Here is a 13,691-nt window from a genome sequence, read left to right as displayed (position 1 = left end):
GCGCCATCTATGCGGCATGCGCGCCTTCGCCGAACTGCTCGACTCGCTGGTCTACACGCGATCGCGCAACGCCAAGCTGCGCCGTATCGCCGCCTATCTGCGCGCCACGCCCGATCCCGATCGCGGCTGGGCGATGGCGGCGCTTACCGGCGGGCTGGATCTGCCGGCGGTGAAGCCCGCGCTGATCCGTGCGCTGGTGGAGGCCCGCGTCGATCCCGTGCTGTTCGCGCTCAGCCGCGATTTCGTGGGCGACAGCGCGGAGACCGTGGCGCTGCTGTGGCCCGCGCCGCAGGACGGGCGCGGCGAGCCGATGCGGCTGGCCGAAGTTGTCGACACGCTGGCCTCCGTCTCGCGATCCGGCGCTCCTGCCGCGCTCGCAGCCATGCTCGACCGGATGGACGCCGGCGAACGGTTCGCGCTGTTGAAGCTCGCCACCGGGGCTCTGCGCGTCGGCATCTCCGCCCGGCTCGCCAAGACCGCGCTGGCGCAGGCCTTCGCGCTCGATGTCGATGCGGTGGAGGAGCTGTGGCACGGGCTGGCGCCGCCCTATGCGCCGCTGTTCGCCTGGGCGGAGGGCCGTGGCGCGCGCCCGGCGGCGGAGGATGTGCCGGTATTCCGCCCCTTCATGCTCGCCCATCCGCTGGAGGACGAGGCCGGGGTCAGCCTGGCCGAATATGCCGCCGAATGGAAATGGGACGGCATCCGCGCCCAGATCGTCCGCGCCGGCGGCGAGACCCGGCTGTACAGCCGCGCGGGCGACGACATCACGCGCAGCTTCCCCGAGGTGGCGGCCGCCTTCGCCGCCCAGGGCGTGCTGGACGGCGAGCTGCTGGTGCGGGGCGAGGCGCAGGGCGATGCGGCGCGCGGCGCGGCCGGCAGCTTCAACGCGCTTCAGCAGCGGTTGGGCCGCAAGTCGGTGCCCGCCCGGATGCTCGCCGAATATTCGGCCTTCGTCCGCCTCTATGACATTCTCTTCGACGGAGCCGAGGATCTGCGCGCGCTGCCCTGGGCCGAGCGGCGTGCGCGGCTGGAGGCGTTCGCGGCGCGGCTCGATCCCGCCCGGTTCGACGTTTCGGCGCTGATCGAGGCCCCCGGTTTCGACGCGCTGGCGGAGTTGCGCGCGGGCGCCCGGGACGCGGCGATCGAGGGCGTGATGCTCAAGCGCCGCGATTCACCCTATGTCGCCGGGCGCCGGGCCGGGCTGTGGTACAAATGGAAACGCGATCCGCTCACCGCCGATTGCGTGCTGCTGTATGCCCAGCGCGGCAGCGGCAAGCGCAGTTCCTTCTATTCGGACTATACCTTCGGCGCCTGGACCGCGAACGGCGAGCTGCTGCCCGTCGGCAAGGCCTATTTCGGCTTCACCGACGAGGAGCTGAAATGGCTCGACCGGTTCGTGCGCCAGCACACGGTCAACCGCTTCGGCCCGGTGCGGGAGGTGGAGAAGGTGCTGGTGCTGGAAGTCGCGTTCGATTCGATCCACGAATCGAAACGCCACAAATCGGGCCTCGCGATGCGCTTCCCCCGCATCAGCCGCATCCGCACCGACAAGCCCGCCGCAGAAGCGGATACGATCGCCGCGCTGCGCCTGCTGGCGAACTGATTTCCTATTCCCCGCGAGTCGGCCACGATTATAGTCGAGGCAAGATATCGAAGGGGAACCCATGATCTTCGACAGCAAAGTCAGCTACGCCGATCTGGTTCAGACAATTGCCCTGATTGTCACTATCGCGATCTTCGTGTTGCAGTCGCGCCGAACGGAGCGAGATCACAAGATCGCCGAGGCAAAGGCCGCCGCCGAACGCCGAAAGGTAGATGAGGAGGCCGCCGCGGCCCGGCGCATTCAAATCTATCAGACGCTTGAAATCGAATCGAATGCGATTTTTCGCTTCGAGGCCGAGCACAAATACATCCTACCCTATTTCAAATCGAATCTCGCTCCATTGGGCCTCTACGAACGCAAGGATATCGAGGACAAGGACAATACGCTCGTTACCGATGACGAGATGAAGCTCATCGCCCGGAAATATTATGAGATCACCTGCAACCTGTTCGAGGTCGCATCAAGGCTTCGCAAGCAGGGTTTTGCCGATCCGGAGGTGTTCGGCAGTTGGGTGGCATGGTATTTCGATACGCTGATCGAATGGGGCTTCCGTGCGGCCTGGCACGGGCTGCGTGACAACTACACCCGCGACCTGCGCCGAATTTTCGATCCCTTCGTTTCCCGGCTGCTCGAGCAATGGGATACGCCGCACCATGCGTGCGAGGATCGGCCCTATTTCGGCCCGGCGACCGATTCGGGACGCGAGGTCGATCCGGGCACGATCGACGCTCTGAAGGCCGATTTCTACCGGCACGTCGCGGACCTGTTCGGAACCATGGGCGTCAAGGAGGCGACCGATATCGAGGCGGAGCGCCTGGTTGCGAAAGGCGCGCCGTATCCGCAGTGCGTCTACGTCCGCGACTGGCTGAAAAACGCGGAGACAGGTGCGCCGCGGATAGCCCATAAGATGGCGTATGACTGACACCCGTACCGCCGAACCCAATTCCGCCACTCTCACCGTGCGCTGGGCCACCCCGGGCGAGATGGAGGGCGCGGCCCGCTTCTTCGCACGCACCATCGTGCTCGACCGCAGCTATGTCAGCCACGGCGAGATCCAGACCGGCCTCAGCCTCGACGGCACGGGCTGGGCGCCCGATCTGGAGGAGAAGTTCGTCGAGGACCTGGGCGATCCCGGACCCGACCGGCAGGTGGCGCTCGCGTATCTCGACGGCAAGCTGGCGGGCGCGGCGATAGTGCTGTGGGTGCGCAGCGATCGCGTGTCCTACATGGTAATCGAGGATGTGGCGGTCGATCCCGCCGCCCGTTCGGCCGGCGTCGGCCGCGCGCTTATCGCGTTCGTGGAGGCAGAGGGCCGGGCACAGGGAATCGGCTGGTCGTTCCTGGAAAGCGGCCTGGGCAACGAAGGCGCGCACCATTTCTTCGAAGGCCTGGGCTATGCCGCGATGTCAAAGGTCTTTGCGCGCCGGCTGGACGGCTGACGACCGCCCTGCCGGGCGGCGAATACGGCGAAAACCGGTCCGCACCGGCCATTGCGCGGCCCCTTGCGCATCGCCCCGATCCCGGCATAAATGTGCCGCAGTGTATTAATACACTGAGTCTGCATTCGCGGCTCGGCGAATTGCAGGCGCTGCCGCGTTGTATGGCGCGGCATTCCGGAGATTCGCGTGGGAGAGGCGGCAGAAATGGGCGCGGTTCGGGACAAGCTCGACATCCGGCTGCTCGAACAGCTTCAGCGCAACGCGCTGTTCACCGCCGACGAGCTGGCCGAGCGGCTACCGCTCTCCCCCTCCGCGATCGCACGCCGCATCCGCCGCCTGCGCGACAGCGGGGTGATCGCCGCCGACGTTTCGGTTCTGGCCGAAACCGCCGTCCCCTGTCTCTCCGCGTTCGTCCATATCCAGCTCGATCGTCACGCGCTCTCGGCGGTGGAGGCGCTGCGGCGGCGGCTGACCACCAGCCCCAACGTCCAGCTCTTCATGGAGGTGTCGGGCGCGTTCGACGTGGTGCTGCTGGTCACCGTGCGCGACATGGAGGGGTTCAACGCCTTCGCCGACGCGGAGCTGGCGGGCGACCCCGTCGTGCGCCGCTATGAGACCAGCTTCGTGAAGAAGCGCCGCAAGCTCAGCCTGGCGCTTCCGCTGCCCACCGACGAGGTTTAGAGCGGCGTGCATCCGGCTGCGCCGGGCGGCCGCCCTATTCCCCCTAGCTGCCGCGATTTCCGGGCCGGCAGGTGATTCCACCTGCCTCGAAATCGCTCTAGTAGCGCGCGGATGGAACATCCCGCGCCGCAGATTCCGCCCCGCCTGATCGTTATCGGCCTGGCCGCCGCTACGCTGATCGAGATGCTGCTGATCCTGGCGCTGGGGCTGGCGGCGAGCGGCCTCTCCGGTCTCGCGCCGCTGCGCCAGCTTGGCGGGCTGGTGTTCGTCGTGCTGCCGGTGGGGCTGTTCCTGGCGCTGCCCGCGGCGCTGGTGCGGCTGCGCGATCCCGCGCGCACGATCCTCGACTGGGCACGCACCGTGGCGATGGCCGCCACCATGGCGGCGACGGTGCTGAGCGTGCTGCTGGCGATCGTAGCCATGTCGGCGCCGGTTCCCGATCCGGTGCTGCCGCTGCGCATCATCACGCTGCTGCTCGGCTTCGGGATCGGCGGCGCCTTCACCGGCGCGATCGCGCGGTTCCTGACCCTTTACCTGTACGAACGCGCGCGTTGAGCGCGGCGCCCGCCTGGCTGCCCGCGGCGATGATGATCGCCTCCGGATCGATCCACGCGGTCGTCAACGCGATCCTGAAAGGCGGCAGCGACAAGCTGGCCGGGCGCGCGGTGATCGACGGGACAAGCGCGCTGATCCTGCTGCCGGCGCTCGCCTTCGTGCCGCTGCCGCATGGCGCATGGGGCTGGATCGCGGCCAGCGCGGCGCTGCATTGCCTCTATCTGTTCGCGCTGGTGAAGGCGTTCGAATCGAGCGACTTCTCCGCCGCCTATCCGATCCTGCGCGGATCGGCGCCGCTGCTCACCGCCACGCTGGCGATCGGCCTGTTCGGCGAGGCCGCAAGCCCGCGCGAGATCGCCGGGATCGCGCTGATCGGCGGCGCGGTGACGGTGCTGGTGGTCGGCCGCCATGTGGCGCTGGCCGGGCTCGGCTGGGCGCTGCTCACCGGGGTCACCATCGCGGTCTACACCGTGATCGACGCGCAGGGCGTGCGCGCGGCACCCAGCCCCGCCAGCTTCACCGCCTGGCTGTTCGTGGTCATGGGGCTGTGCGTCGTGACCAGCTTCGGGCTGCTGTCGCGCGGGCGCGTCTTCCGCACGGCGCGCAGCCAGTGGCGCCCCGGAGTCGCGGCGGGGGCGCTCTCGATCCTGACCTATGGCCTCGCGCTCCAGGCCTTTGCGCTCGGCCCCACGGCGCCGCTCGCCGCGCTGCGCGAGACCGGGATGGTCACCGCACTGGCGATATCGGTGCTGTTCCTGGGGGAAAGGGTGACGTGGCCGCGCGCGGCCAGCGTGCTCGGCATCCTGGGCGGCGCGGCCCTGATCCTCACGCGCTGACCCTCACGCGCCGAGCCGGGCATCGCGCGGCGCGCATGCGCAAAGCAAAGGGGCCGGACGTTTCCGCCCGGCCCCTTCCGATTCGCTGCCGATTCGCCTCAGCTCGAAGACTGAAGGTTCACCGCCGCATATTTGCCGCGCCGGTCGACCTCGAGCTCGAACGAGAGGCGATCGCCCTCGTTGAGGCTGGTCATGCCCGCACGCTCCACCGCGGAGATGTGGACGAACGCATCGGGCTGTCCGTCATCGCGCTGGATGAAGCCGAAGCCCTTCATCGCGTTGAAGAACTTGACCGTGCCGGTCGCCTTTTCGCCGGTAAGCTGGCGCTGCGGGCCACCGCCGCCACGCGGGCCGCCGGGGCCTGCGTCGCGATCGCGCGGCGGGCCGCGGTCCTCGACCGGCATCGGCTCGCCGTCGATCTTCAGCTCGGTCGCCGAGATGCGGCCGCCGCGGTCCACCAGCGTGAAGCCCAGCGGCTGGCCCTCGGCCAGGCCGGTGAGGCCCGCCTGCTCGACCGCAGAGATATGGACGAACACGTCCTCGCCGCCATCGTCACGGACGATGAAGCCGAAACCCTTCTGGCCGTTGAAGAACTTGACCACGCCGGTCGCCTCGCCGACGACCTGGGGCGGCATGCCGCGGCCGCCGCCGAAGCCGCCACCACCGCCGCCGCCGCCGCCGCGGAACCCGCCGCCACCGCCGCCGCCGAAGCCGCCACGATCGCCGCCAAATCCGCCGCCACCGCCACGGAAGCCGCCACCGCCGCCGCCGCCGAATCCGCCCCGGTCACCACCGAAGCCGCCGCGGTCTTCAAAACCGCCGCCGAAGAATCCCTCGTCGCCGAAACCGTCGCGCTTGTCCCTGCCGCGCCCGCCGCGATCCCCACGGCGCCCTCTGTCGAAACTCATGCCCTGTTTATCTTCCCGGTTCGCCCTCGTACCAATCGAAACCCAAGCGCCGGACGAAAAACGCAGGTCTTCGGGCACAAAATAGTCGTGCCGATAAGACTCGCCATAGCCCAAAATCGGACAGGGCGCGAACGAAATTCGACTTGATTGCCCAAGCTTTGGGGAAACCGTGACATCAAAAGCGCGCAGACCGCCCGCGGGACGGTTCGGACGGCTTGCGCGCGGCCCGCTCGCGCGGCAGGAACGAGGCCCATGGAAAACATCCTGGAACTGCTCGCCAGCCCCGCCGCCTGGGCCGCTCTGGTCACCCTTATCGTGATGGAGGTGGTGCTCGGCATCGACAACCTCATCTTCATCTCGATCCTGTCGAACAAGCTGCCGCCGGAGCAGCGCCAGAAGGCGCGGCGCATCGGCATCGGCCTGGCGCTGATCATGCGCCTCGCGCTACTGACGATGATCGCATGGATCGTCGGGCTGGTGGCGCCGGTGTTCGATCTGGGCATCCAGGGGCCGCTCGATTCGCACGGCTATCCGGCGTTCGAGACCCAGTTCTCGTGGCGCGACCTGATCCTGATCGCAGGCGGCCTGTTCCTGGTGTGGAAGGCGACCAAGGAAATTCACCATTCGGTGGACACCTCCCCCAGCGACGACATCCTCGACAAGAAGCACGTCGCGTCGATGAACTTCACCGCCGCGATCGTGCAGATCCTGCTGCTCGACATCGTCTTCTCGATCGATTCGATCCTGACCGCCGTGGGCATGACCGAGCATGTCGAGGTGATGTATGTCGCGGTGATCTTCGCCGTCGGGGTGATGCTGCTGGCCGCCGATCCGCTGGCGAACTTCATCAACAAGAACCCCACGGTGGTGATGCTGGCGCTGGGCTTCCTGCTGATGATCGGCATGGTGCTGATCGCCGAGGGCTTCGGCGCACACATTCCGAAGGGCTATATCTACACCGCCATGGCCTTTTCCGCGGGCGTGGAGCTGCTCAACATCTGGGCGCGCCGCTCCAAGGCGAAGCGGGGCGGCGGGGAGGCGGATTCGGGCGCGGGCCATTGAGCCCCGCCGCGAACCGGCGTAGGCGCAGGCCATGACCGTCCACTTCCACGAAGAAGATCTGCCCGCGGGCCTTTTCGCGCCCGGCGCCGCGCTCGCCGTCGATACCGAGACGATGGGGCTGATCACGCCGCGCGACCGGCTGTGCATCGTCCAGGTCTCCGACGGCAGCGGCACCGAGCATCTGGTGCGCTTCGGCCCGGGATCGGACTATGCGGCGCCAAATCTGCGCGCCGTGCTCGCCGATCCCGCGCGGCTGAAGCTCTATCACTTCGCCCGGTTCGATCTGGCGGCGATCAAACATTATCTGGGCGTCGTCGCGGCCCCGGTCTATTGCACCAAGACCGCGTCGCGCCTGGTGCGCACCTATACCGACCGGCACGGGCTGAAGGATCTGGTGAAGGAACTGCTGGGCGCGGATATCTCCAAGGCGCAGCAGTCCTCGGACTGGGGCGGCCCGGACATCAACGACGCCCAGCGCGAATATGCCGCGTCCGACGTGCGGTATCTCCACGCGATGAAGACCGAGCTCGACAAGCGCCTGGCGCGCGAGGGGCGGACCGCGCTGGCCCAGGCCTGTTTCGATTTCCTGCCCTTCCGCGCCGACCTCGATCTCGCGGGGTGGCCGGAGACGGACATCTTCGCGCATGTCTGAAGTCGCCGAGCGCCTGCAGGACCAGCGGCGCGCGCGCGCACACACCGGCAGCGCGCACGATCGGATCGTCCATTGGGCGCTGATCATCCTGCCGGCGGGCATCGGCATACTCGCCGCCTTCCTGGTGCTGTCGCCGCTGTTCGCGGGCGGCGACGTCAGCTTCGTGCTCGACAAGAACCGCGTCGATGTAGCCAGCGAACGGCTGCGCATCCAGGCGGCCGAATATCGCGGCGAGGACAGCAAGGGCCGCCCGTTCCGCCTGCGCGCCGGATCGGCGGTGCAGAAAAGCTCGTCCGAGCCGGTGGTGCAGCTCCACCAGCTCTCCGCCGAGATCAAGATGCCCGAAGGCCCCGCCACGCTGAAGGCCAACGACGGCCGGTATGACATGGAGCGCCAGCAGGTGGCGATCGACGGCCCGATCCGGTTCGAGGCGTCGGACGGCTACACGCTCGACACCCGCGACGCGACGGTGGACCTGAAGACGCGGCGCGTGGCCAGCGGCGGCGCGGCCAGCGGCACCACGCCGATGGGCACCTTCTCGGGCGACAAGATGTCCGCCGATCTCGAATCGCGCGTCGTGTCGCTCGATGGCAATGCGCGCTTGCGAATATTCCCGAGGCGCGCGAATAGGCGGTGATGGTCCGTCCTCTGGCCTTGCTGCCCCTGGGGCTCAGCTTCGCGCTCGTCGCGTCGGTTTCCGCCGTCGCCCAATCGGGGCACAATTCTGACGCGCCGATCGATTTCGCGTCGGACCATATCGAGCTTCAGGACCGCGCGAATCGCGTGCTGCTGACCGGCAACGTCCGCATCACCCAGGCGGAGATGACGCTCACCGCCGCACGCATGACCGTGAACTACACCGGCCAGCTTACTGAGGGTTCGCCCGAGGTATCGCGGCTGGACGCCGCCGGCGGGGTCACCGTGACGCGGCCGGACCAGAGCGCCAGCGCGCAATATGCCGTCTATGATCTCAACGATCGCGTGATCACCATGATCGGCGGGGTGACGCTGAAGCAGGGCGCCAATATCGTCCGCGGCGGGCGGCTGATGATCGATCTGGACACCGGCCGCGCGACGATCGACGGATCGGGCGTCGGCGGTTCCGTGCCCGGCACGCAGAATCAGGGCGGCCGCGTCACCGGCCGCTTCACCGTGCCCAAGCGCGACGAAACGAAGAAATAGCGCGCCCCGCGCGCCGCGCTGCGGCGACGCCCCCTTCCCTTGCCGCCAATTCTCATGCAGGAATCCTGCCAACCAGCCCATCGATAAGAGGCCGGTAACCGGAACCGTCCATGCAGGTAGCCGCGATGAACGACGTCACTTCCCTGGACCATGTGATCGCGGACCCCGCGCCGATTCCCGACAAGGGGCTGGCAGTCGTCTCGATCGCCAAGGCCTATGACAAGCGCGTCGTGCTGTCCGACGTGTCCGTATCGGTCGGCCGCGGCGAGGTGGTCGGCCTGCTCGGCCCCAATGGCGCGGGCAAGACGACCTGCTTCTATTCGGTGATGGGACTGGTGAAGCCCGATCACGGCCGCATCATGCTGGACGGCGAGGATATCACGCCGTTGCCGATGTACCGGCGCGCGATCCTGGGCCTGGGCTATCTGCCGCAGGAAACCTCGATCTTCCGCGGACTTACCGTGGAGGGCAACATCCTGGCCGTGCTGGAACTGGCCGAGCCGGACAAGGACGCGCGCCAGCGGCGGCTGGATCAGCTTCTCGACGAGTTCGGGCTCACCCGGCTGCGCGCCGCGCCCGCGATGGCGCTGTCGGGGGGCGAGCGGCGCCGGGCGGAAATCGCCCGTGCGCTGGCCGCCAACCCCACGATCATGCTGCTCGACGAGCCGTTCGCGGGCATCGATCCGATCTCGATCGCCGACATCCGCGATCTGGTGAAGGACCTGAAGAACCGCGGCATCGGCGTGCTGATCACCGATCACAACGTCCGCGAGACGCTGGACATCGTCGACCGCGCCTACATCATCTATGACGGCCGCGTGCTCTTCGCGGGATCGCCCGAGGATCTTGTGAAGGACGAGAATGTCCGCCGCCTCTATCTCGGCGAGGGCTTCGAGCTGTGATCCCGGCGCTGCGCACCAAGGCGACATGAGCCTCGCGCCACGCCTCGACCTGCGCCAGTCGCAGTCGCTGGTGATGACGCCGCAGCTCCAGCAGGCGATCAAGCTGCTGGCGCTGAGCAACCTCGAGATCGAGACCTTCATCGCCGAGGAGCTGGAGAAGAACCCGCTGCTGGAAGCGACGCCCGGCGACGGCGAGCGCGATGCCGCGCCCGAACCCGATTTCGACGCCGCCGCCGAGGCCGATTTCGCCGCGGACCATGACGAAGCGCCCGCGCCCGCCGACGCCAGCGACCTGCTGACCGGCACCGCCGCCGCGGCGGACGAGGCCGCGCTCGACGTCGATTTCACCGCCGAGACCTTCCATCACGACAGCGCCGCCGATTCGATCGGCGGGCTCGACGGCGGGCTGGGCATGGCCGGAACCGGCGGCGGCGGATCGGAAGACGGCCCGGATTTCGAGAATTTCGGCTCCGCGGACATCAGCCTGGCCGATCACCTGATGGCCCAGGCGGGCACCAGCGTGGACGGCGCCGACCTGTTCATCGCCGCGCACATGATCGACCAGATCGACGAGACCGGATACCTCACCGTCCCGCTGCTGGAGATCGCCAACCGGCTCAACGTTCCGCTGGCCCGCGTCGAGCAGGTGCTGGGCGTGATCCAGACCTTCGATCCCACCGGCGTCGGCGCGCGCAGCCTTTCCGAATGCCTCGCGCTCCAGGCGAAGGAGGCGGACCGATACGATCCGTGCATGGCGCGGCTGCTCGACAATCTCGACCTGCTGGCGCGCGGCGAGCTGGCGCGGCTCAAGCGGATCTGCGGCGTCGACGACGAGGATCTGGCGGACATGATCCGCGAGCTGCGCGCCTATGATCCCAAGCCCGGCTGCCGTTATGGCGGCGAGCCCGTGCCGGCGATCGTTCCCGACATCTTCGTCGCGCGCCGGGGCAACGGATGGGCGGTGGAGATCAACGCGGCCACGCTGCCGCGCCTGCTGGTCAACCGCGCCTATTATGTCGAGCTTTCGACGGGCAGGCAGGACAAGGGCGGCAAGGCCTGGCTTTCGGACATGCTGGCCAGCGCCAACTGGCTGGTGAAGGCGCTCGACCAGCGCCAGCGCACCATCATCAAGGTGGCGAGCGAGATCGTGAAGCAGCAGGAGGCCTTCTTCCTCCACGGCGTCGCCCATCTGAAGCCGATGACGCTGCGCCAGGTGGCCGAGGCGATCGAGATGCACGAATCGACCGTCAGCCGCGTCACCAGCAACAAATATCTGAGCTGCGCGCGTGGCGTGTTCGAGCTGAAATATTTCTTCACCAGCGCGATCCAGTCGTCGGAGGGCGGCGACGCGGTGTCGGCCCAGGCGGTGAAGAGCGCCATCCGCACGCTGATCCAGGCCGAGGACCCCAAGGCGATCCTGTCCGACGACACGCTGGTCGAGCTGCTGAATGCCAAGGGCTTCGACATCGCCCGGCGCACCGTGGCCAAATATCGCGAATCGATGGGCATCGGCAGCTCCGTCCAGCGCCGCCGGCAAAAGGCGCTGGAGGGCGTGGGCTGAGGCGCGCGTGACACCGGACCAGGCGCTGGCCGCGCTCCAGGCGCTCGGCGATCCGGCGGTGATGGAGGCGGATGCCCGCGCTGGGCTCGCCCGCTTCGGCATCGCCACTTCGGACCGGGTGATCGGCATCAGCGTCGGCGATATCCGCGCGCTGGCGAAGCAGATCGGGCACGATCAGGCGCTGGCCGAGGCGCTGTGGCCCATCGGGTGGTATGAAGCGCGGCTGCTGGCGGTGTTCCTGGCCGATCCCGCGCGGATCACACCGGAACTGATGGACATCTGGCGCGCGGACTTCGACAATTGGGCGAGCTGCGACACCGCCTGTTTCCACCTGTTCGATCGCACGCCGCATGCCTTTGCGAAGGTTCGCGAATGGGCCGCGCTGGAGGACGAATATGGCCGCCGCGCCGCCTTCGCCCTGCTCGCCAGCGTGGCGCTGCATGCGAAGAAACTGCCCGGCGAGCCCTTCCTGCAATGCCTGCCGCTGATCGCCGCGCATGCTGCCGATGGCCGCAATTTCGTGTGGAAGGCGGTCAACTGGGCGCTGCGGGCGATCGGCCAGCGCGACGCCGCGCTCAACCGCGAATGCGTCGCCCTGTCCCGGCGCCTCGCCGCCTCCACGATCACCGCCGAACGCCGGGTCGGCAAGGACGCGCTGAAGGCACTCACCGCGCCCAAGCTGATGGCCAGGCTGGGCGTCTGAGGCCGCTCACCCCAGCAGCCACAGCGACATCATCCGCCCCGGCAGGAAGGCGAAGGCGCCCGGCACCAGCAGCCCGATGGCATAGAGCCGCACCAGATGGGCCTTGTGCGCCGCGATATTGCCCGCGCGGGCGGCCATCACCGAAAGCACGATGGTGTAGATCGTCAGCGGCACGAACAGGTGGATCAGGCTGAAGCTGCCCTGGTTCAGGTGCCGGATGAACACGGCGGAGATCGCCGCGGTCAACATCATCAGCATCCAGATCCGGCCCAGCGCGCGATGGCGGGCATCGCCCTTGCGCGCAAGCAGCAGCCACAGCCCCAGCGGCAGCGCGGGGAGAACCGACGCCAGATGCACCGCCACCGCGGCCTCCCGCATATAGGGATAGGTCGGCGCCAGCCCGGCAAGCCCGCGCGCCACCGCCAGCGCGCCCACGGCGCTGAGCGCGATGCCCCCGGCCGCGATCGGCACGCGCAGCGCCGGGTGGATGGTGAAGGCGACGGGACGGGTGGTGGCGGCGGTCATGCGGGGCTCCCTGGCTTGATTGCCCCGCCTTCCTGCCCGCCGCCCGCCCGCCGGCAACCGCGGCTTCGCGGGCGGTCGTGCGGCTTCGCGGCCGGTGCGCTCCCGGCCGCTTTTGCCATTTCGCGCTTCGCCAACGGGCGCTAGGATTCCGCCGGATTGCCGAACCGGCTCAGCCCCACACCCGACCGGTCATCGGCAGAATCTTCCGGGCGGCCGGATGGGGGCGCGGGCGCCAGCGGAGAAAAGACGGGGCAATGCCGGACGCGCGAAGGCTGATCATCGATGTGGCGGCGATGGCGGCGATCGCGCTGGTGGTCGCGCTGCTGGGGCCGTTCGGCACCTTCGCCATGCCCTTCGCCGTGCGGCTGATCTATTGGGGCGCGCTCGCCTACGCCGGCTATTTCCTCTACCTGCCCGCGATGGTCGCCGCGTCGCGCCTGGCGCAGCGGCTCGACCTGCCGGAGCCTGCGTCATGGGCCGCCGCCTGCCTTGCGGCGACGCTGCCGATGAGCGCGGTGGTGTGGTGCGTCAACCGGCTGGGGCGCGCGCCGCGCTGGCCGGGGCTGGAGGAGGCGTTCGATCTCTATCTCCATGCGCTGGTGCTCGGCGCGGCGGTCTGCGCGATCTTCTGGTTCGTGCATCCGCGCCGCCGCCCCGCCATGCCCGGTCCCGCCGATCCGGCCCCGCCGCCGCCGGAGGAAGCCGCGCCCGCGGACGCGCCCTTCCTCGATCGCCTGCCGCCGCACCTGGGGCGCGATCTGCTCGCGCTGGAAATGGAGGATCATTACGTCCGCGCGCACACCGCGCTCGGCTCCGCGCTGATCCTGATGCGGATGCGCGATGCGGTGGCCGGGCTGGACGGGATCGAGGGCATGCAGGTCCACCGGAGCTGGTGGGTGGCGCGCGCCGCCCTGGTCCGCACGCGGCGCGACGGCCGCAACCTGCGCCTGGAACTCTCCAACGGCGTCGAGGCCCCGGTCGCGCGCGGCACGGTGGAGGAACTGCGCGGCGCGGGCTGGATTACGGGCTGATTGCCCAGATGGCGTAGCGCGCGGGACGGGGCAGCCAGCGCCCAACCGTTT

Annotated in this window: 16 protein-coding genes; 14 read left to right on the top strand and 2 right to left on the bottom strand. The window is 68.6% G+C overall.

Annotated features, from left to right (window positions below; translation table 11 throughout):
- Positions 1-16: 16 nt before the first annotated feature.
- The 6 genes from OM513_RS03895 to OM513_RS03870 all read left to right on the top strand — a co-directional run bounded on the left by OM513_RS03895 (position 17) and on the right by OM513_RS03870 (position 5,114).
- Positions 17-1,603 carry a cisplatin damage response ATP-dependent DNA ligase gene (locus OM513_RS03895; protein WP_264942808.1) on the top strand — a complete coding sequence of 529 codons (1,587 nt, stop codon included), beginning with the start codon at positions 17-19 and terminating at the stop codon, positions 1,601-1,603.
- Positions 1,604-1,664: 61 nt separating this feature from the next.
- Positions 1,665-2,525, top strand: a complete 861-nt coding sequence (locus OM513_RS03890) for a hypothetical protein (RefSeq protein WP_264942807.1) — start codon at positions 1,665-1,667, stop codon at positions 2,523-2,525.
- Positions 2,518-3,042 carry a GNAT family N-acetyltransferase gene (locus OM513_RS03885; protein WP_264942806.1) on the top strand — a complete coding sequence of 175 codons (525 nt, stop codon included), beginning with the start codon at positions 2,518-2,520 and terminating at the stop codon, positions 3,040-3,042. Before OM513_RS03890 ends, OM513_RS03885 begins: the two co-directional genes overlap by 8 nt.
- Before the next feature lie 204 nt (positions 3,043-3,246).
- Entirely contained in the window at positions 3,247-3,723 is a 477-nt protein-coding gene (locus tag OM513_RS03880; RefSeq protein ID WP_264942805.1) for an Lrp/AsnC family transcriptional regulator, read from the top strand.
- Positions 3,724-3,834: 111 nt separating this feature from the next.
- Positions 3,835-4,278, top strand: coding sequence for a hypothetical protein (locus OM513_RS03875; protein WP_264942804.1), 444 nt, complete (start codon positions 3,835-3,837; stop codon positions 4,276-4,278).
- Entirely contained in the window at positions 4,275-5,114 is an 840-nt protein-coding gene (locus tag OM513_RS03870; protein WP_264942803.1) for a DMT family transporter, read from the top strand. Before OM513_RS03875 ends, OM513_RS03870 begins: the two co-directional genes overlap by 4 nt.
- 98 nt (positions 5,115-5,212) lie before the next feature.
- Here the strand turns inward: OM513_RS03870 and OM513_RS20770 are convergent, their stop codons facing one another.
- Positions 5,213-6,022, bottom strand: coding sequence for a cold-shock protein (locus OM513_RS20770; RefSeq protein WP_319951596.1), 810 nt, complete (start codon positions 6,020-6,022; stop codon positions 5,213-5,215).
- A gap of 252 nt (positions 6,023-6,274) precedes the next feature.
- Here OM513_RS20770 and OM513_RS03855 point away from each other — a divergent pair, with 252 nt between their 5' ends.
- The 7 genes from OM513_RS03855 to OM513_RS03825 all read left to right on the top strand — a co-directional run bounded on the left by OM513_RS03855 (position 6,275) and on the right by OM513_RS03825 (position 12,084).
- Complete coding sequence (locus OM513_RS03855) at positions 6,275-7,084, top strand: TerC family protein (RefSeq protein ID WP_264942802.1); 810 nt, start codon at positions 6,275-6,277, stop codon at positions 7,082-7,084.
- A 31-nt stretch (positions 7,085-7,115) separates the two neighbouring features.
- Positions 7,116-7,736, top strand: a complete 621-nt coding sequence (locus OM513_RS03850) for a ribonuclease D (protein WP_264942801.1) — start codon at positions 7,116-7,118, stop codon at positions 7,734-7,736.
- Positions 7,729-8,373, top strand: coding sequence for an LPS export ABC transporter periplasmic protein LptC (gene lptC, locus OM513_RS03845; protein WP_264942800.1), 645 nt, complete (start codon positions 7,729-7,731; stop codon positions 8,371-8,373). Before OM513_RS03850 ends, lptC begins: the two co-directional genes overlap by 8 nt.
- Positions 8,373-8,918, top strand: a complete 546-nt coding sequence (locus OM513_RS03840; RefSeq protein ID WP_264942799.1) for an LptA/OstA family protein — start codon at positions 8,373-8,375, stop codon at positions 8,916-8,918. The genes lptC and OM513_RS03840 overlap by 1 nt, the downstream gene beginning before the upstream one ends.
- A gap of 125 nt (positions 8,919-9,043) precedes the next feature.
- Complete coding sequence (gene lptB / locus OM513_RS03835) at positions 9,044-9,820, top strand: LPS export ABC transporter ATP-binding protein (protein ID WP_264942798.1); 777 nt, start codon at positions 9,044-9,046, stop codon at positions 9,818-9,820.
- Between the two features lie 25 nt (positions 9,821-9,845).
- Entirely contained in the window at positions 9,846-11,381 is a 1,536-nt protein-coding gene (gene rpoN, locus OM513_RS03830; RefSeq protein ID WP_264942797.1) for an RNA polymerase factor sigma-54, read from the top strand.
- A gap of 7 nt (positions 11,382-11,388) precedes the next feature.
- Entirely contained in the window at positions 11,389-12,084 is a 696-nt protein-coding gene (locus tag OM513_RS03825; protein ID WP_264942796.1) for a DNA alkylation repair protein, read from the top strand.
- A gap of 6 nt (positions 12,085-12,090) precedes the next feature.
- Here the strand turns inward: OM513_RS03825 and OM513_RS03820 are convergent, their stop codons facing one another.
- A complete protein-coding gene (locus OM513_RS03820) occupies positions 12,091-12,609 on the bottom strand; it encodes a DUF2306 domain-containing protein (RefSeq protein ID WP_264942795.1) in 519 nt (172 codons plus the stop codon).
- Positions 12,610-12,863: 254 nt separating this feature from the next.
- Here OM513_RS03820 and OM513_RS03815 point away from each other — a divergent pair, with 254 nt between their 5' ends.
- Positions 12,864-13,640 (top strand): LytTR family DNA-binding domain-containing protein, encoded by a 777-nt coding sequence (locus OM513_RS03815; protein ID WP_264942794.1) that lies wholly within the window; start codon positions 12,864-12,866, stop codon positions 13,638-13,640.
- The last annotated feature ends 51 nt before the right edge of the window (positions 13,641-13,691 follow it).

The organism is Sphingomonas canadensis (genome assembly GCF_026013525.1).
Lineage (GTDB): Bacteria > Pseudomonadota > Alphaproteobacteria > Sphingomonadales > Sphingomonadaceae > Sphingomonas > Sphingomonas canadensis.
This window is presented reverse-complemented; position numbering and strand designations above follow the sequence as displayed.